A 17,455-nucleotide genomic window follows, 5' to 3' on the forward strand; every position below is an offset into this window, starting at 1 on the left:
AAGCGCGATGCGCGGCACAATGCGCACCTCGATCGACCCGGCAATATCAATACGCAAGCATATAACAAATTTATGACATGATGATGACCGGCATCACGCGCCGGCAGGCACCATGCGCCGCACGCCTGATTGGCCCGACACCAGCGCGATATTGGCGCCCGACAGAGCGAACAGACCGCAACTGACAACGCCAGGGATGTTGTTGATGCGGCTTTCCATGACGTCGGGGTCGTGAATATCCAGGCCCGACACGTCAAGGATTTCGCAGCCGTTGTCGGTAATGAAGCCTGTACGCAGTGCAGGCTGGCCGCCCAAGCCGGCAAGACGGCGGGCAACGGCTTCGCGCGCCATGGGGATGACCTCGATCGGCAGCGGGAAGCGGCCCAATTGCCGCACCACCTTGGACTCATCGACGATGCATACAAAGCGCTCCGCTACCGAGGCAACGATTTTCTCGCGGGTCAGTGCGCCGCCACCGCCTTTGATCATGTTGAGCGCGGCATCGACCTCATCGGCCCCGTCGACATAGACGGGCATGCTATCGACCTCGTTCAGATCGAAGACATCGATGCCGTGGCCCCGCAGGCGCTCGGCGCTGCGCTCGGAACTGGACACCGCGCCCAGAAAGCGCCCCTTGTGTACGGCCAGCGCATCAATGAATAGATCGACCGTGGACCCGGTGCCAACCCCAATAATGACGCCGGGCGCCAGCATGGGGAGAATATATTCGACGGCAGCGTCGGCCGCATTGCGTTTGAGCTGTGATTGATCAAGCATGATAGTTGGCGGTTCAGATGAAGCGCTCAGTGTACTTCTTGTCGGAAAAGCCCACACTCACACTGCCCTCGGCATCCACGGCGACGGGCCGGCGCACCAGCGCGGGAAACTCGGCAATGAGCGCCAGCCAGTCTTGCGCCGAACCGGGCGCTTTACGCGATTCGGGCAGATTGCGCCAAGTCATCGAGGCCCGATTGACGAGCTTTTCCCAGCCGCCCAGTGCCTGCGCCCATTGCGTGAGCGTAGCGGGCGGCACTGGATGGTTGCGGTAATCGACGAACACCGCCTTCACGCCGTGGTTCGCGAGCCATGCCCGCGCCTTGACACAAGTGTCGCATTTTTCCAGCCCGTAAAGCTGAACACCTTGCATGGATAAACTCCTGTTATTCAGAGACCCTGGCGGCACGGCGGATCTGGATGCGGTTCGCCACGATCACGCAGATGCCCACCGCAAGGATGAACAAGGTTGCCAGGGCATTGATCTCGGGCTTGAGCCCCAGGCGCACCCGCGAAAACACCTCGAGTGGCAGTGTGGTGTAGCCCGGCCCTGACAGAAACGACGCGATGACGACGTCATCGAGCGATAACGTGAAGGCGAGCAGCCAGGCGGCCATCAATGCCGGAAAGATCAAGGGCAGCGTAATCACGAAAAATACCTTGAGCGGCGTGGCGCCCAGGTCGAGCGCCGCCTCTTCGAGCGAGCGATCGAGATCGCGTATACGCGACTGGATAATCACCGCCACATACGCCATGCAGAGCGTCGTGTGCCCTACCCAGATTGTGAAAACGCCATTGCCCGCCGGCCAGCCGAGAATATCGCGTATTTCAACGAACATCAGCAGCAGCGAAATGCCCAGCACGACTTCCGGCATGACCAGCGGCGCGCTCAACATGCCGATATAAAGACCAAAGCCGCGAAAACGACCCATGCGCGCCAATACGTAGCCCGCCCAAGTCCCGATGGCGACTGCGGCCGTCGCAGTGAGCGCCGCAATCAACAGCGAGAGCCTGGCCGCACTGAGCAAAGCGCTGTCATTGAACAGCGACACGTACCAGCGCAACGAGAAACCGCTCCATGAAGTGACCATGGCCGAATCGTTGAAGGAAAACACCATCAGCGACAGAATTGGCAAATAAAGGAAGGCAAAACCCAACCCAAGCGCCAGTGCGCGCCATACGGGATGCGGACGCGTCATCGCTCACCTCGTGCGCGGCTTTCGATCTGCCGCACCTGGTTGTACTGGAACAAGACCAACGGGATCAACAGTAAACCGACCATCACCACCGTTACGGCAGCCGCCATGGGCCAGTCGGCATTGTTGAAGAACTCGTTCCACATAACGCGACCCATCATCAGGGTATCGGCACCTCCCAGCATCTCGGGAATGACGTATTCGCCCACCGTGGGGATGAACACCAGCATGGCACCCGCCACTACGCCCGGCATAGACAGAGGCAACGTGATCGTGAGAAATGCGCGCCAAGGCCGCGCGCCGAGATCGTAAGCAGCCTCGAGCAGCCGCACATCCAGCTTGACCAGATTGGCGTATAAGGGCAGGATGAAAAACGGCAGATAGGCATAGACCAGGCCGATGTAAACCGCCAGGTCGGTACGATAGATTTCAAGCGGCGTATCGATCACGCCCAGCCACAGCAGCAGGTTGTTGAGCAGCCCGTCGTTGCGCAAAATACCCACCCAGGCATAAACCCGCAGCAGCAGCGATGTCCAGAATGGCAGGATTACGCCCAGCAACAGTACATTGCGCACAGAGGGGCTCGAACGCGCAATGTAATAGGCCATGGGATAGCCGATCAGCACGCAACAGGCCGTGCTGATCAGTGCCATCTTCACAGAATTGAGATAGGTGGCGATATACAGGCTGTCGGTGAAGAGCAGCGCATATCCGCGCAGGCTCAATGCAATGGTGAGCACTTCGTCTTTGAGCGCCGCCAACGGTGTGTAGGGCGGAACCCCGAACTGCAGATCGGCAAAGCTGATCTTGAGCACCAGCAGGAAAGGCACCAACAGGAACAGCGACAACCAAGCGTAGGGCCCCGCGATGGCGAGCCAGCGCCGCCCCCGCGGCAAGTGCCAGTCGGGCTTCTTCATGACGACAATACCGTTGCGCTGTCGCTGGACCAAGCCAGGTACACCTCTTCATCCACACCAGGCGCGTCGGCCTGGGCCAGCAACTGGCTCGGCACATGCGCCTCCACGTTCTGGCCGGCATCCAGCCGCACCTGGTAGCGCGCATAGGCCCCCATCCAGGCCACGTGCGTGACCATGCCGTGCCCCCAATTGGATTCAGTGTCGGGGGCGTGGCGCAGCACCCGTATGTTTTCGGGCCGCACCGACACGTGGATGTCCATGCCCAGGGGCTCGCTCACGCCGTGGTTGACGTACAGCGGGCGTGTGAGCTCGGGGCTTTCGATCAGAACGTGATCGGGCTCATCGACCGTGATGACACCGGTGAACAGATTGGTAGACCCGATAAAGCCGGCCACGAACCGCGAATTTGGAAACGCATAGACATCGTGCGGCGTGCCGCACTGCACGATCTGCCCATCTGTCATGACGGCCAGACGATCGGCCATGGTCATGGCTTCTTCCTGATCGTGCGTCACCATAATGCAGGTTACCCCGACCTGTTCGAGAATCTTGACCAGTTCTATTTGTGTTGCCTGGCGGATCTGCTTGTCCAGCGCCGACATGGGTTCATCGAGCAACAACAGCTTCGGGCGCTTGACCAGGCTGCGCGCCAACGCGACACGCTGCTGCTGGCCGCCCGACAACTGATGCGGCTTGCGGCGCGCATAGCCCGCCAATTGCACCAGATCCAGCGCTTCAAACACGCGCTCGTGGATTTCGTTGGCGGGTACCCCTTCCTGTTTGAGGCCGAACGCAACGTTGGCTTCCACCGACATGTGGGGAAACAACGCGTAGGACTGGAACATCATGTTGACCGGCCGCTTGTAGGGCGGCAGGCTGGTGATGTCTTCGTTGTCGAGAAAGATACGGCCCGACGTGGCCTCCTCGAAGCCCGCCAGCATGCGCAGCAATGTGGATTTGCCGCAGCCCGAACTGCCCAACAGCGCGAAGATTTCGTGCCGGCGCACGGATAGATTGACAGACCGCACGGCGACGGTGTCGCCAAAGATCTTGACGACATCCTCAATGCGGACGAACTCATCCGCATCGCCCGACCAGGGAACAGAGACAGAACGAGTATCAGACATAGCGGCTAGCGGCCCGACTTGAGCTCAGCCCACATGCGCGTCTGCAGGCGCTGCAGACGCAGGGACTGGGGTTTGATAACGTAAAGCGTTTTGGCAACGGCCTCGGACGGATAGATCATCGGATTGTCCGCCACCTCTTTGACCACATGTTTGCGCGCCTCTTTGTTGGCGTTAGGGTAGAACATGGTGTTGGTGATAGCCGCATGCACCTCGGGGGTCTCAATGTAGTTGATGAAGGCATGAGCCTCATCGACGTTGGCCGCATCTTTAGGAATGGCCATGGTATCGAACCAGATCGGGGCGCCGCCCTCGGGAATGTAGTAGTCGATCGTGTAGGACTTGCCGGCCTGCTTGGCGCGACTTGCGGCAATCATGACATCGCCTGAAAAGCCGTAGACCATGCACAGATCGCCGGCGGCAAGCTCATCGATATAGCCCGACGAACTGAATTGGCGCACATAGGGACGGATGGACTTGAGCAGCTCCAGCGCGGCCTTGTAGTCGTCGGGGTTGCCGCTATTGGGATCCTTGCCCAGGTAGTGCAGCACCGCGGGGAAGACTTGCGCCGCCTCATCGAGAATCGAAATACCGCAGGCTTTGAGCTTCTCGGCATTTTCAGGCTTGAACAGCATGTCCCAACTGCCCAGCTTGGCGTCGGCGCCCATGATTTCGCGCACCTTGGTGACGTTGTAGCCAAGGCCATTGGTACCGTAGCCCCACGGCACAAGATACTGGTTGCCGGGATCGACTTCGGCAACGATGTCCATCAGGCTCTTGTCCAGATACTTGAGATTGGGAAGTTTGGACTTGTCCAGCTTCTGGAACAACCCGCCTTCGATCTGGCGTGCTGCATAGTGCGTGGAAGGCACCACCACGTCGTACCCGGATTTTCCGGTAAGCAGCTTGGCCTGCAAGGTGTCGTTGCTATCGTAAACGTCGTAGCGCACCTTGATGCCCGTGGCTTTCTCGAAGCCCGAAATCGTGTCGGGCGCGGTGTATTCGGCCCAATTGTATACATTGACGACTTTGTCCTGCGCCGCAGCCGGCGCGATCGCCGCCGCCGTCAAGGCGCTTGCGAGCAGAGTTTTCATCACAGCGTATGTCATTGCCAGCCTCCCCGGACGGTGCAAAAAACCCAAAAGGCGAGATCATAAAGCCTTTTCCGGCGCAGGTGTTGCACTTTGCCGTTTTAGGCGGAATCTCGGGCACGGGCGGCCGACGGCGGAACCCGCCTCAGGGCAACGGCTTTGCCTTGCCGAGTTGGGCATAAGCGTGGTTGAGCGCCTCCCACCAGGCAACCCCTTGCGCGCCGGCCACCTTGGCCAGCGAACGGCGCAGACGCAGCAAATTGCCTTGACGGCGCTCGGCGGAGAGCATCGACCGCACACTGCCCTTGTCGAAATCAATAAGCCATACCTTGCCTTGCTGATCAAGCAGAATATTGTAGGCGTTCAGGTCGGCATGCCAGACACCCGCTTCATGTATTGCGAAAACGGCCATCGCCACCTCGGCCGGGGACGCGCTGCCCAGGCATCGCGCCAGCGGGGCCGTGCCGGCCAGCCGCTGCACCAATATTGCTGCGCGATAAGTGAGGCCCTGCCGCCAGTATGCCGCCGCAAGCGGGCGCGGCACCGCCAGGCCACGTCGATACAAATAAAGCAGCACGTCGAACTCGAGAAATGAACGAGTGCTTCCCTGCCCGCCCCAGACGTAGCGGTCGTTGCTGAGCCGCGCCATCATGCCACCGCGCCGGTAGCGCCGCAGCACCGCCTGGCCGAAGTCGCCGGATACAAACCAGGCCGCCCGCCGGCCACCCTCTGCTACTGGCTGCGCAGCCAGCCTGGCATCGGCCGCGTCGAACAGCCAGCCACCCGGCTCGGTGATGACACTGGCGTCAAAGCGCATGGCGCCAGCGCCCGGCAGAGGGAGCTCGCGTATCGGTGCGGCGTGGTCGGACAATGCGGACATGGTCATACTTTCAGGAGCAACAGGCCCATGATAACCACAAGCATGCAAGCAAACATCAGTTTCAGGCGCGGCTCTGGCAAGGCGTAGGCCAGCCGAACGCCATAGGGCACGAACAGCAGGCTGCCCATTGCCAGCGGCACACCCACCAGCCAGTCCGCCTGGCCGTGGGCGGTGTAGGTAAACAGTGCCACGATAGACCCCGGTATCACCATGGACAATGCAATAGCCTGCGCCCCCGTCTGGCTCAGTTGCATGGCGGTCGTCATGAGGGGCACCACCAGCACGGAGCCGCCCACACCGAAAATACCACCCGCCAATCCGCAGACCACGCCCAACAAGGCGAACCAGCCCTTATGAAACTCTTGCGGCTGCCGTCGCGGCGCCTGCGGCCGGCGGGCGTGAGCCCCCCGGTATGCCTGGTGAAAATAGAACAGAGCGATGGCCAGCACAAACAGTGCATAGATGATCCGCAACAAGCCCGAATCCATGCCCAACGCCAGCCTGGCGCCCACCCAGGTGAAGCCGACGGCCCCCGCTGCGCCCGCACCCGCCGATTTGAAATCGATAGGCGAGTTCTGATTGTATTTGCGCAAGGTAAGCAGCACCGCGGGCACCACCATGACCAAGGCTGTGCCCTGCGCCATCTGCTGGTCCATGCCCAGCACCAGACCCAACAAGGGGATGGCCAGCAAGCCGCCCCCAATACCCAACACCCCGCCGGCAAACCCAATTGCCCCGCCCGCTGCCAACGCGCCCGCCGCCACGATATACCACATCATGAGTCAGCCAAGCTCCTTCACCTTCGCAAGCGCGGCATCGATGCGATCCACCGCGACTATCTGCAAGCCCTCGATGGGCTGGCGCGGTGCATTGGCCTTGGGAATGAGCGCAATACTGAAGCCCAGCTTGGCAGCCTCGCGCAGACGCTCCTGCCCGCGCGGTGCGGGGCGGATTTCGCCCGCCAGCCCGACCTCGCCAAACGCCACCAGGCCGCGCGGCAAAGGCTTGTTGGACAAAGACGAAACGATGGCCAGCAGCACCGGCAAATCAGCGGCCGGCTCGGTGATCTTGACGCCACCGACGGCGTTGACAAACACATCCTGGTCGTACGTGACCACGCCGGCGTGGCGATGCAGCACCGCCAGCAGCATGGCCAGGCGGGTGCTTTCCAGGCCCACGGTGAGGCGCCGCGGATTGGGCGCGTTGGCGCTGTCGACCAGTGCCTGCACCTCGACCAGCAGTGGCCGCGTGCCTTCTTGCGTTGCCATGACGCAGGACCCCGGGACGTTTTGCGCGTGCTGCGACAGGAACAACGCTGACGGATTGCTGACACCGCGCAGCCCGCGGTCGGTCATGGCGAAGACCCCGAGTTCGTTCACTGCGCCGAAACGGTTCTTGAACGCACGCACGAGCCGGAACGATGAGTGAGTATCACCCTCGAAATACAGGACCGTGTCGACGATATGCTCGAGCACGCGCGGGCCTGCCAGTGCGCCGTCTTTGGTCACGTGGCCGATCAGCACAATGGCGGTGCCCGTCTGTTTTGCAACGCGGGTGAGCTGGGCCGCGCATTCGCGCACCTGGGACACGGAGCCCGGCGCGGCGGTCAGTTCGCTGGAGTACAGCGTCTGGATGGAATCGATGACCGCCACGGCGGGTTTCTGCTCGGCCAGCGTGGCCGTGATGGCTTCGAGGCGAATTTCAGCCAACAGGCTGACATCGCTGGAAGCCAGCTCGAGGCGATGCGCACGCAGCGCCACCTGTTCGGCGGATTCTTCGCCCGTAACGTACAGCACCTTGGCAACATGCGACAGTGATACCAGCGCCTGCAGCAGCAGCGTAGATTTTCCTATGCCCGGATCACCCCCGATCAGCACCACCGCGCCTGTCACCAGGCCGCCGCCCAGCACACGGTCGAATTCGGCAATGCCGGTGGGTTGGCGCGGCAACTCGCGCGCCTCGATGTCGGACAGGCTGCGTACCGAGCTGGATGCCGCCAGCGGTGCATAGCGATGCTGCTGCGCACCTGCGTCGGGCGCTTCTTGCATGGTGTTCCACGCACCGCAATGCGGGCATTTGCCTGCCCATTTGGGGCTGTCGCCCCCGCATTCGGAACATACGAACAGGGTTTTCGGTTTTGCTTTGGCCATGCGCGAGTGTAACGTCAGCGCCCGGCCAGACTGCCGCCGCCATCTACCCCCAGCACTTGGCCGGTGATGAAGCCGGCGGAATCACCGAGCAGAAAGGTGACCGCCGCCGCCACATCGGCCGGCGTGCCGAAGCGGCCCATCGGGATGGAGGCCAGCGCGGTTTTTTCGGCATCGCTGCCTGCAGGATGATTGGCCCGGAACAGTTCTGTTTCAACTGGCCCTGGCGAAATGGCGTTGACCGTGATGCCATAGGGAGCCAGCTCGAGTGCCCAGGTGCGCGTGCAGCCGATCAGGGCGCTCTTGGCGGCCGAATAGCTGGTGCGGTTGATCGCACCATGCGTCACCCTGCTGCAAATATTGATGATGCGCCCTTCTTTGCGAGCCTTCATGGAGGCAACGAAAGTTTGGGTAACCTGGACGGCCACGCGCACGTTCAAGTCGAGAACCTGGTACAGGGATGCCAGGTCGACCTCGCCCAAGGGCTCGGGTTTGATGGCCCCGACATTATTGACGACCCCATCCACCGGATACTTCTCGCGTATCACCCGCAGGACCTCCTCGGTTTCGCCGGCATTGGCCAGATCGCAGGAATACAGATAGCCCGGAAAGTCGATGTCTTGCGTGTTGCGTGCAAGGCCGACGACATGGCAGCCAAGGTCGGCCAACTGGCGGCTGATGGCCCAGCCGATGCCTTTGGTTGCGCCGGTGATTACTACGCACTTGTCTTTCATGATTGCTCCGTATTTGCCCCCTGCCCTACCAAAGGAACGACCGACCGGCCCACGCGCGGCGCCACCGCGCACAACAGCTCGTAGCCGATGGTGCCCGCGGCTTGCGCGACCTCGTCGACAGACGGCCCGCCTTCGCCCCACAACACTACAGGCGCGCCAACACCCGCACCCGGTACGGGCGTGAGGTCGGCCACCAGCATATCCATGGATACACGGCCCAACACGCGCGTGCGCACCCCGTCGACCGTAATGGGCGCGCCCGTGACCGCATGGCGCGGATAGCCGTCGGCATACCCGCAAGCCACCACGCCGATGCGCATGGAGCGGTCGCAATGAAACAGGTGCCCATAGCCCACGCCCGCGCCCGATGGCACCTCGCGCACACTGATCAGGCGCGAGGTGAATGTCATGGCTGGCCGCAGCCCCAGGCTGCGCGCGGGCCTGTCGGCGAAGGGAGACGCCCCGTACAGACAAATGCCGGGCCGGACCCAATGCGCCTCACCGCCCTGCACCGTGGACCACAACCCCGCAGTGAGACTGCCTGCAGAGTTGCAAACGCTGGCCGGGCCGGGCAGGCCTTGGGTGATTTCGTTGAACAGGGCCACCTGTGCATGCGTGACAGAGGGGTCGTCATCCGCCCGCGCAAAGTGTGTCATTTTACCGACGGTGCCGAGTACCCCCGCCTGCTGCAGCGCCTGCGCCCGGGCGAAGGCCGCACGGTATTGCGAAGGCGCGAATCCAAGGCGACTCATGCCGGTATCGAGCTTGACGAAAACATCCAACGCGGGGCCGTCACGCCTTGCCGCCTCGAGCATATCGAGCTGTTCAGTGCAATGCACGGCGGTATGCAGGCCGTATTCACGCAGCACGGGGATGTCTGCGGGCTCGAAGAAACCTTCGAGCAGCAACAGCGGTTTGCGCCAGCCGCTTTCGCGGCAGCGCACCGCTTCGTCGAGATCGAGCATGGCCAAGCCATCGGCCTGGCTGAAAGCCTGCACGGCGTTTTTAATGCCGTGGCCATAAGCATTGGCTTTGATAACCGCCCACACGGCGGGGCGAGGCGCCCCTGCGGGCGCCCCGGCGGGCAACAACCCACGGGTGACGGTTGCAAGATTATGGCTCAGCGCCGGCAGGCTGACCGTCGCTGTAATCGGGCGTGGCATGATTTCTCCAATCGAAGAAACAGAAGTCTAACGCATGCGGCTGCCTTATACTCGCCGCCATGTCCGTCGACCATTACGAAAACTTCCCCGTTGCCAGTCTGCTGCTGCCGCGCCGCTTGCGTACGGCGGTGCGGGATATTTACCGTTACGCCCGCACTGCCGACGACATTGCCGACGAAGGCGATGCGCCCGCCGGCGTGCGCCAGGCCGCACTGGCAGGCTACCGCGAGGCGTTGGCGCAGATTGAGGCGGGCGGGCTGGCACTGCCGCCTGATGACCCGCGCGCACCGGTTTTTGTGCCGCTCGCCGACACGATCAGACGGCACACGCTGCCGCTGGCGCCGTTCTTCGACCTGCTATCCGCATTCGACCAAGATACCCGCGTCACACACTACGAAACCGATACTGAGCTGTTCGACTATTGCCGTCGCTCCGCCAACCCAGTCGGGCGTCTCATGCTGCACCTCTACGGCGCCGCCACGCCCGGCAACCTGGCCCAGTCCGATGCAATCTGCACAGGCTTGCAACTGGCTAATTTCTGGCAAGATGTTGCGTTGGATTGGCACAAGGGGCGGATGTACATCCCACGCCAGGCGCTGGAGCGCCACGGCGTCAGCGTCGCCTATGTCGCCAATCGCGCCGGAGGCGGCTCTGTTACCTCGCACGCGGCCTGGCAGGCCTTGATGCGCGAGCAGGTGCAACAGGCGCGCAGCCTGCTTTTGCGCGGCCAACCGCTCGCGCGCCGACTGCCTGGGCGCATCGGGTTCGAATTGCGCCTGGTGGTGCTCGGGGGATTGCGTATCCTTGAACGCCTCGACCAATTACACTATGACGTATTTCGGCAACGCCCCGTGCTGGCCAAGAAAGACTGGGCGCTGCTGCTCTGGCGCGCCTTGCATTGACGGCGCACCGGACCCGGGCGGCTATCACGCCTGCGCATTATCCTACACCCCTGAATTACATGAGTCCTGACGAGTATTGCCAGAACAAAGCCGCACAGAGCGGTTCCAGTTTTTACTACGCCTTCCTGTTCCTGCCACCGGAACGGCGCAAGGCCATCACGGCCCTGTACGCCTTCTGCCGCGAGGTGGACGACGTGGTGGACGACTGTACCGAGCCGTCCGTGGCGCGCATGAAGCTTGCCTGGTGGCGCACCCAGGTCGACACGCTGTATGAAGGGCATACGGAACATCCTGTCATGCAGGCGCTGGCGCCGCACGCTGCTCAGTTCGGCCTGAAGCGCGAAAACCTGCTGGCGGTGATAGATGGCATGGAAATGGACCTGGACCAAGGTCGCTACATGGATTGGCCTTCGCTATCGCACTACTGCTGGCACGCTGCGGGCGTGGTGGGCCATCTGTCGGCCAGTATCTTCGGCTACACCCAGCCGCAAACGCTCGACTATGCCGAAAAACTCGGCCTGGCGTTCCAGCTCACCAATATCATTCGTGATGTTGGCGACGATGCCCGGCGCGGCCGCATCTACCTGCCTGTCGACGACATGCAGCGCTTCAACGTCACCGCGGATGAAATACTGCGGCGCCAGCACTCCGATCGGTTCGTCGCGCTCATGCAGTTCGAAGCCGAGCGTGCACGTCAGTTGTATAGCGAAGCTGTGCAGGCGCTGCCCGCCGTCGACCGCCGGGCTCAGCGCCCCGGCCTGATGATGGCGGCAATCTATCACACACTGCTGCTCGAAATCGAGCGCGACGGCTTCCAGGTGCTGGATCAGCGTATCTCGCTCACCCCCATCCGCAAGTTCTGGCTGGCCTGGAAAACCTGGGTAGGCGGCGGCGCGGGCGTCATTCGTCGGCTACGCCAATGACACCCCCGCCCCGGCGTTACGCCGTCGTGGGCGCAGGATGGGCCGGGCTGGCCGCGGCGCTCGAGCTGCGCCGCAGGGGCCATGTGGTACATCTGTACGAAGCGGCTCGCATGCCAGGCGGGCGGGCGCGCCGCGCCGCAGGCACGAAAGACGGCGCCGCGCTGGACAACGGCCAGCATATCTTGCTGGGCGCCTACAGCGCCACGCTGGGCCTGATACGCGAGCTTGGCCTGGACGCCGGCGCGCTCCTGCACCGCGAGCGCCTGGCACTGTGCGCGGCGGACGGCAGCTTTGCCTTGCGCGCGGCGGCGCTGCCCGCCCCCTTCCATTTGCTTGGTGGCCTGGCGCTGGCGCATGGGCTAAGCGTGCGTGAGCGCATTGGCGTTGCACGCCAGATCGTGCGTCTGCGGCAGGCAGGCTGGCGTGCGGGCAACAGCGCGGGCAGTGGCGGCGTCAGGGACGGCTCGAGCCGCAGCGAGGGGGGCCGCATGGGTGACACAATCTCCGCCATCAAGGGCAATGCCCTGTCCGCCGAGCAATGGCTGCAGGCGGGCGGCCAGAGCCCACGCGCTATCGAGAGGCTCTGGCGGCCACTGTGTATAGCGGCGCTCAACACACCACCAGCCGAGGCCAGCGCCCAGTTGCTGGCCAATGTGCTGCGCGACAGTGTAGGCACCGGCGCCGCCGCCTCCGACATCCTGATCCCGCGCGTGGATCTGTCCAGCCTGTGGCCTGATGCAGCTATCACCCGGCTTGGCGCCGGGTCGATCCCGAGTAGCTGGGCTGGCGCTCATGCCGCCGCCCCCGCCATGAGTGCCGTGTTCATGGGGCGCACCGTGCGTACCCTGGCAGCCGCCGCCGGCAGTGTGCTGGTTGATGGCCAGCCCTACGATGGTGTGGTGATCGCCGCCAATGTGCCGCCTGCTCGCCGCCTGCTGCATCAGTTGCCGGATACGCCGGGCGGGGCGGCCTTTCTAGCCATGCTGGATGCTTTTGATTTCATCCCTATTGCCACGCTCAGCCTGCGCCTGGCCCGCCCCTGGGGTTTGCGGGCGCCCATGCAGATGCTATGGGAGGATCCGACGCGGCTGGCATTCGGCCAATGGCTGTTCGATCACAGCGCACTGCGCACGACGCGTACCCAGGGTCATCCGAGTGTGCACATTGTGGTGAGTGATGCCCGGGCTCTGTTGCGGCATGACGCAGATGCAGTGACCCGCGGCATCATCGCGCAGGTGCGAGAACAGGCCGGTGCGCAGGCGCCCATGCCTGAGGTGATGGCAGACACGCTGATTGTAGAAAAACGCGCCACCTTCAAGGCCGCACCTGGCTTGGCCCGCCCGCCAAACACCACACCCTGGCCTAACGTTTGGGTGGCTGGAGACTGGACGGACACGGGCTACCCTGGCGTGCTGGAAGGCGCTGTGCGCAGCGGCCAAGAGGCCGCACGCCGGGCAAGCTGCCCTCCCAGACGCGCCTAGCCTGCGCTCGCGGCGTGCTCGGTGATGTATTGGCGCACGCGGTCGGCCTCGCAGGGCATGACGGTGACACGCTGAGGCAGGCTGGCCAGGCTTTCGAGGCCGGCGGGCATAGGCGCAGGCTTGCCGGTGGCTTCTAGGATTGTTTCGCCGAACTTGGCAGGCAGCGCGGTTTCAAGCACCAGCATGGGAATGCCCGCCTCGACGTACTGCGCCGCAACCTTCACGCCATCAGCCGTATGCGGGTCGATCAATACGCCATTGTCGTCGAGCACGGTGCGAATGGTGCGCAGGCGATCAGCATGCGTGCTGACACCCGCCACAAAGCCATAACGCGACTCGAATTCCGGCTTCAATGCGCTGAGGTCGAACTGGCCGGTGGCTGCCAGCGTCGCCCAGCATTCACGCACTCGTGCCGCGTCTTCGCCCAGCAGGTCGAACACGAAGCGCTCGAAGTTGGATGCCCTGGAAATATCCATGGACGGACTGGAGGTGGCGTGCGTCTGGGCCGCGGGCCGAGGCCGATACACGCCGGTGCGGAAGAACTCTTCGAGCACGTTGTTTTCGTTGGTGGCCAGAACCAGACGGCGGATGGGCAAACCCATTTTGCGGGCGAAGTGGCCAGCCAGGATATTGCCGAAATTGCCTGAGGGAACCGCGAAGGAAACTTGCTGCCCCGGCCCCGATGTGGCCCGCAGCCAACCCCAGAAGTAGTACACGATCTGGGCCGCGATGCGCGCCCAGTTGATGGAATTGACCGCGCCGATCTGGTAGCGGCTCTTGAACGGCAAATCACCCGCCAGGGCCTTGACAATGTCTTGGCAATCGTCGAACACGCCCTCGATGGCGATGTTGTGGATATTGGGATCCTGCAGGGTATACATCTGGGCGCGCTGGAAGTCGCTCATGCGGCCATGCGGCGACAGCATGAAGACCGACACCCCGCGCTTGCCGCGCAGCGCGTATTCGGCGGCCGAGCCTGTATCGCCGGAGGTTGCACCCAGGATGTTGAGCGTGGCCCCGCGCTTGCCCAGCACGTATTCGAACACCTGGCCTAAAAACTGCATGGCCATGTCTTTGAAGGCCAGCGTGGGCCCCTGCGACAGGCCCAGCAGCGACATGCCCCGCCCCAGCTCGCCCTTGCCCAGCGGCTTGAGCGGCACGATGTCGTCGCTGCCGAACGCCTCGGCGGTATAGGCGGCATGCGTAAGGCGATCGAGGTCGTCGGTGGCGATATCGTCGATAAACAGGCCGAGAATGCGCGTTGCCAGATCGGCATACGACAGGCCCCGCCAGGATTCAAGCGTATCAGCGTCAATGACGGGAACGCGTTCGGGCATCGCCAGGCCACCATCGGGCGCCAGGCCTTCGAGCAGAATGTCGGAGAATGCCTGGGGCGCCATGCCCCCGCGCGTTGAACGGTATTTCATTGGAAGTACTCCGGGAGCCGGCCGCGGCGGGCCAGCATTCGTCAGATCGTCAGGACAGGGTTTCGACGCGCAGCCGGGTGACGCCCGAATGCACGAACGGCAGACCAGCGATGCGTTGCAGGGCGTTGTCGATATCGCCTTCACGCGCTTCATGCGTCAGGAAAATGATGTCGGCTTCGGTTTCGCCGTGCGGCTGCTGGAACATGGAACCGATAGAGATGCCGACATCGGCCAGGATGCGGGAAATGTCGGACAGCACGCCGGGGCGATCCTGGACACGCATGCGCAGATAGTACGACGAGACCACATCGGCCATAGGCAGGATGGGCGTGTCGATCATTGCGTCGGGCTGGAAAGCCAGATGCGGCACGCGATGGTTGGGATCGGCCGCCTGCAGGCGCGCTACATCGACCAGATCAGCCACCACCGCCGAAGCGGTGGCCAGCTCGCCAGCCCCCTTGCCGTAGTACAACGTGGGGCCCACCGCATCGCCGACGACCAATACCGCATTCATGGCGCCTTGTACATTGGCCAGCACACCACCCGCGGGGATAAGCGTAGGGTGTACGCGTAGTTCAATGCCTTCGGGGCGGCGGCGTGTGATGCCCAGCAGCTTGATCCGATAGCCCAGGCGTTCGGCATGCACGATGTCTTCGACCGCCAGGCGGGAAATGCCTTCTGTGTAAGCCTTGTCGAACTGCACCGGGATGCCGAAGGCCAACGAAGCCAGCAGCGTCAACTTGTGCGCAGCGTCGATACCTTCGATGTCGAAGGTGGGATCGGCTTCGGCGTATCCAAGGCGCTGCGCATCGGCCAGTGCCTCGTCAAACGATTGGCCGGTTGCCTGCATCTCGGACAGAATGAAATTGGTGGTACCGTTAATGATGCCGGCCAGCGACTGGATGCGGTTGGCGGTGAGGCCTTCGCGGATCGCCTTGATGATGGGGATGCCGCCGGCCACGGCAGCCTCAAAGGCCACCATCACGCCTTTTTCGAGCGCGGCGGCGAAGATCTCGTTGCCGTATTCGGCCAGCAACGCCTTGTTGGCCGTTACCACATGCTTGCCGTTGGCGATGGCGGCCATGATCAGATCGCGCGCAACCGTGTGCCCGCCTATAAGTTCGACCACAATATCGATGTCGGGGTGGTTGACGATCTCCATGCCGTCCTGCACCACCATGACGCTGTCGCCGACCAGGCTGCGCGCCTTGTCGATATCACGCACGGCAACGGCGGCGACCTCGATGCGGCGCCCCGCGCGGCGCGCGATTTCCTCCGCATTGTTTTTCAGAACCTTCCAGGTGCCGCCACCGACAACACCGAGACCCAGCAAGCCAACTTTGATCGGACTCATCTATTAGTTACCCAAACCGTCTTTGCGGAACATTTCTTTGATGCCGCGCACCGCTTGGCGTGTGCGCTGCTCGTTTTCAATCAGTGCGAAACGCACGTAGTCGTCGCCGTAATCGCCGAAGCCAATGCCGGGCGATACAGCAACCTTGGCGTCGGCCAGCAGGCGCTTGGAAAACTCAAGCGAACCCATCTGGCGGTATGCCTCGGGGATCTTGGCCCAGATATACATGGATGCCTTGGGGATATCAACCATCCAGCCCGCCTCATGCAGGCCCTTGGCCAGCACATCGCGGCGGCTGCGGTATTGCTCGACGACTTGCGCGACGCAGTCTTGCGGGCCTTCGAGGGCCGCGATGGACGCCACCTGAATAGGCGTGAACGTGCCGTAGTCGTGGTAGCTTTTGATGCGCGCCAGCGCATTGACCAATTGCTGATTGCCCACCATGAAGCCGACGCGCCAGCCGGCCATGTTGTAGCTCTTGCTCATGGTGAAGAACTCGACCGCCACATCGCGTGCGCCCTCGACCTGCATGATGGACGGCGCCACGTAGCCGTCGAAACAGATGTCGGCATAGGCGAGATCGTGCACCACCAGAATGTTGTGCTCGCGCGCCAGCGCAATAATGCGCTCGAAAAAGGAAAGATCGACACACTGCGCGGTGGGGTTGCTGGGGAAGCCCAGAATCATCATCTTGGGCTTGGGAATGGCCTCGCGCACTGCGCGTTCGATCTCTTCGAAAAAGTCGAGCCCGGGCGTCATGGGCACGGAACGGATATTGGCCCCGGCGATGACGGCGCCGTAGATGTGGATGGGGTAGCTGGGATTGGGCACCAGCACCGTGTCGCCGCGATCGAGCGTGGCAAGCATAAGGTGCGCCAGGCCTTCCTTGGAGCCTATTGTGACGATCGCTTCAGAGTCGGGATCGATCTGCACGTTGTAGCGGCGCTCGTACCAGCCCGAAATGGCCTTGCGCAGGCGCGGGATGCCCTTGGATACGGAATAACCGTGTGTATTGGGCCGTGACGCGGCTTCGACTAGCTTGTCGACAATGTGGCGCGGCGTGGGCCCGTCTGGGTTGCCCATCGACATGTCGATGATATCCTCGCCGCGCCGCCTGGCGGCCATCTTGAGCTCACCGGTAATGTTGAAAACATAAGGTGGCAGGCGCTCGATGCGCGGAAAGCTTGTCATGATGATCCTGGGGATGGCAAAACGGGATGGTGTCGGGATGATATCGGGACAATGCAAGGGTAAACCCGGCGGAATCGTTAAGTTTAATGCATTCAAAAAAAACAGGAAATCGCGATCTGGCAACAGCCGTTTGCGCTATGATCGAACATGA

At 62.6% G+C, this 17,455-nt stretch carries 17 protein-coding genes; 3 read left to right on the forward strand and 14 right to left on the reverse strand.

Annotated features, from left to right (window positions below; all coding sequences use genetic code 11):
- Window positions 1–93 precede the first annotated feature (93 nt).
- The 11 genes from rpiA to alr all read right to left on the reverse strand — a co-directional run bounded on the left by rpiA (window position 94) and on the right by alr (window position 10,026).
- Window positions 94–777: a ribose-5-phosphate isomerase RpiA gene (gene rpiA, locus LOL23_RS09040; RefSeq protein ID WP_160979953.1), complete on the reverse strand. Its 684-nt coding sequence runs from the start codon at window positions 775–777 to the stop codon at window positions 94–96.
- A 13-nt stretch (window positions 778–790) separates the two neighbouring features.
- Complete coding sequence (locus LOL23_RS09045; protein ID WP_160979951.1) at window positions 791–1,147, reverse strand: Spx/MgsR family RNA polymerase-binding regulatory protein; 357 nt, start codon at window positions 1,145–1,147, stop codon at window positions 791–793.
- 13 nt (window positions 1,148–1,160) lie between these two features.
- Window positions 1,161–1,973 (reverse strand): ABC transporter permease subunit, encoded by an 813-nt coding sequence (locus LOL23_RS09050; RefSeq protein WP_160979949.1) that lies wholly within the window; start codon window positions 1,971–1,973, stop codon window positions 1,161–1,163.
- Window positions 1,970–2,887: an ABC transporter permease subunit gene (locus LOL23_RS09055; RefSeq protein WP_160979947.1), complete on the reverse strand. Its 918-nt coding sequence runs from the start codon at window positions 2,885–2,887 to the stop codon at window positions 1,970–1,972. Before LOL23_RS09055 ends, LOL23_RS09050 begins: the two co-directional genes overlap by 4 nt.
- A complete protein-coding gene (locus LOL23_RS09060; protein WP_160979945.1) occupies window positions 2,884–4,014 on the reverse strand; it encodes an ABC transporter ATP-binding protein in 1,131 nt (376 codons plus the stop codon). Before LOL23_RS09060 ends, LOL23_RS09055 begins: the two co-directional genes overlap by 4 nt.
- Before the next feature lie 5 nt (window positions 4,015–4,019).
- On the reverse strand, window positions 4,020–5,120 hold the full coding sequence (locus tag LOL23_RS09065) for a polyamine ABC transporter substrate-binding protein (RefSeq protein ID WP_439652081.1): 1,101 nt from the start codon (window positions 5,118–5,120) through the stop codon (window positions 4,020–4,022).
- 127 nt (window positions 5,121–5,247) lie between these two features.
- Window positions 5,248–5,982 (reverse strand): 3-deoxy-D-manno-octulosonic acid kinase, encoded by a 735-nt coding sequence (locus LOL23_RS09070; RefSeq protein ID WP_160979943.1) that lies wholly within the window; start codon window positions 5,980–5,982, stop codon window positions 5,248–5,250.
- Window positions 5,983–5,984: 2 nt separating this feature from the next.
- Window positions 5,985–6,758 carry a sulfite exporter TauE/SafE family protein gene (locus tag LOL23_RS09075; RefSeq protein WP_160980037.1) on the reverse strand — a complete coding sequence of 258 codons (774 nt, stop codon included), beginning with the start codon at window positions 6,756–6,758 and terminating at the stop codon, window positions 5,985–5,987.
- Between the two features lie 6 nt (window positions 6,759–6,764).
- The gene (gene radA / locus LOL23_RS09080) at window positions 6,765–8,132 is read right to left on the reverse strand and encodes a DNA repair protein RadA (RefSeq protein WP_160979941.1); all 1,368 of its coding nucleotides are present in this window, start codon (window positions 8,130–8,132) and stop codon (window positions 6,765–6,767) included.
- A 14-nt stretch (window positions 8,133–8,146) separates the two neighbouring features.
- On the reverse strand, window positions 8,147–8,863 hold the full coding sequence (locus tag LOL23_RS09085) for an SDR family oxidoreductase (RefSeq protein WP_160979939.1): 717 nt from the start codon (window positions 8,861–8,863) through the stop codon (window positions 8,147–8,149).
- Window positions 8,860–10,026, reverse strand: a complete 1,167-nt coding sequence (alr, locus tag LOL23_RS09090; RefSeq protein WP_160979937.1) for an alanine racemase — start codon at window positions 10,024–10,026, stop codon at window positions 8,860–8,862. The genes LOL23_RS09085 and alr overlap by 4 nt, the downstream gene beginning before the upstream one ends.
- A gap of 59 nt (window positions 10,027–10,085) precedes the next feature.
- Between alr and hpnC the strand changes: the two genes are divergently transcribed.
- The 3 genes from hpnC to LOL23_RS09105 are packed head-to-tail and all read left to right on the forward strand — an operon-like array spanning window position 10,086 to window position 13,332.
- Window positions 10,086–10,928 carry a squalene synthase HpnC gene (hpnC, locus tag LOL23_RS09095; protein WP_160979935.1) on the forward strand — a complete coding sequence of 281 codons (843 nt, stop codon included), beginning with the start codon at window positions 10,086–10,088 and terminating at the stop codon, window positions 10,926–10,928.
- A gap of 59 nt (window positions 10,929–10,987) precedes the next feature.
- Entirely contained in the window at window positions 10,988–11,851 is an 864-nt protein-coding gene (hpnD, locus tag LOL23_RS09100; protein WP_160979933.1) for a presqualene diphosphate synthase HpnD, read from the forward strand.
- Window positions 11,848–13,332: a hydroxysqualene dehydroxylase gene (locus LOL23_RS09105; protein ID WP_160979931.1), complete on the forward strand. Its 1,485-nt coding sequence runs from the start codon at window positions 11,848–11,850 to the stop codon at window positions 13,330–13,332. Before hpnD ends, LOL23_RS09105 begins: the two co-directional genes overlap by 4 nt.
- Here LOL23_RS09105 and thrC read toward each other — a convergent pair.
- From thrC to alaC, 3 genes are read right to left on the reverse strand one after another with little or no spacing between them, the layout of a single operon-like run.
- Window positions 13,329–14,759 carry a threonine synthase gene (gene thrC, locus LOL23_RS09110; protein ID WP_160979929.1) on the reverse strand — a complete coding sequence of 477 codons (1,431 nt, stop codon included), beginning with the start codon at window positions 14,757–14,759 and terminating at the stop codon, window positions 13,329–13,331. The genes LOL23_RS09105 and thrC overlap by 4 nt on opposite strands.
- Before the next feature lie 49 nt (window positions 14,760–14,808).
- Window positions 14,809–16,113 (reverse strand): homoserine dehydrogenase, encoded by a 1,305-nt coding sequence (locus LOL23_RS09115; RefSeq protein WP_160979927.1) that lies wholly within the window; start codon window positions 16,111–16,113, stop codon window positions 14,809–14,811.
- A gap of 3 nt (window positions 16,114–16,116) precedes the next feature.
- Entirely contained in the window at window positions 16,117–17,304 is a 1,188-nt protein-coding gene (gene alaC, locus LOL23_RS09120; protein ID WP_160979925.1) for an alanine transaminase, read from the reverse strand.
- Window positions 17,305–17,455: the final 151 nt, after the last annotated feature.

The organism is Paracandidimonas lactea, from assembly GCF_021653995.1.
GTDB classification, from domain to species: domain Bacteria; phylum Pseudomonadota; class Gammaproteobacteria; order Burkholderiales; family Burkholderiaceae_B; genus Allopusillimonas; species Allopusillimonas lactea.

Bases quoted from the DNA above. Each gene is read 5' to 3' on its own strand.
- rpiA (WP_160979953.1), bottom strand. From the start codon at position 777: ATGCTTGATCAATCACAGCTCAAACGCAATGCGGCCGACGCTGCCGTC.
- LOL23_RS09045 (WP_160979951.1), bottom strand. From the start codon at position 1,147: ATGCAAGGTGTTCAGCTTTACGGGCTGGAAAAATGCGACACTTGTGTC.
- LOL23_RS09050 (WP_160979949.1), bottom strand. From the start codon at position 1,973: ATGACGCGTCCGCATCCCGTATGGCGCGCACTGGCGCTTGGGTTGGGT.
- LOL23_RS09055 (WP_160979947.1), bottom strand. From the start codon at position 2,887: ATGAAGAAGCCCGACTGGCACTTGCCGCGGGGGCGGCGCTGGCTCGCC.
- LOL23_RS09060 (WP_160979945.1), bottom strand. From the start codon at position 4,014: ATGTCTGATACTCGTTCTGTCTCTGTTCCCTGGTCGGGCGATGCGGAT.
- LOL23_RS09065 (WP_439652081.1), bottom strand. From the start codon at position 5,120: ATGACATACGCTGTGATGAAAACTCTGCTCGCAAGCGCCTTGACGGCG.
- LOL23_RS09070 (WP_160979943.1), bottom strand. From the start codon at position 5,982: ATGTCCGCATTGTCCGACCACGCCGCACCGATACGCGAGCTCCCTCTG.
- LOL23_RS09075 (WP_160980037.1), bottom strand. From the start codon at position 6,758: ATGTGGTATATCGTGGCGGCGGGCGCGTTGGCAGCGGGCGGGGCAATT.
- radA (WP_160979941.1), bottom strand. From the start codon at position 8,132: ATGGCCAAAGCAAAACCGAAAACCCTGTTCGTATGTTCCGAATGCGGG.
- LOL23_RS09085 (WP_160979939.1), bottom strand. From the start codon at position 8,863: ATGAAAGACAAGTGCGTAGTAATCACCGGCGCAACCAAAGGCATCGGC.
- alr (WP_160979937.1), bottom strand. From the start codon at position 10,026: ATGCCACGCCCGATTACAGCGACGGTCAGCCTGCCGGCGCTGAGCCAT.
- hpnC (WP_160979935.1), top strand. From the start codon at position 10,086: ATGTCCGTCGACCATTACGAAAACTTCCCCGTTGCCAGTCTGCTGCTG.
- hpnD (WP_160979933.1), top strand. From the start codon at position 10,988: ATGAGTCCTGACGAGTATTGCCAGAACAAAGCCGCACAGAGCGGTTCC.
- LOL23_RS09105 (WP_160979931.1), top strand. From the start codon at position 11,848: ATGACACCCCCGCCCCGGCGTTACGCCGTCGTGGGCGCAGGATGGGCC.
- thrC (WP_160979929.1), bottom strand. From the start codon at position 14,759: ATGAAATACCGTTCAACGCGCGGGGGCATGGCGCCCCAGGCATTCTCC.
- LOL23_RS09115 (WP_160979927.1), bottom strand. From the start codon at position 16,113: ATGAGTCCGATCAAAGTTGGCTTGCTGGGTCTCGGTGTTGTCGGTGGC.
- alaC (WP_160979925.1), bottom strand. From the start codon at position 17,304: ATGACAAGCTTTCCGCGCATCGAGCGCCTGCCACCTTATGTTTTCAAC.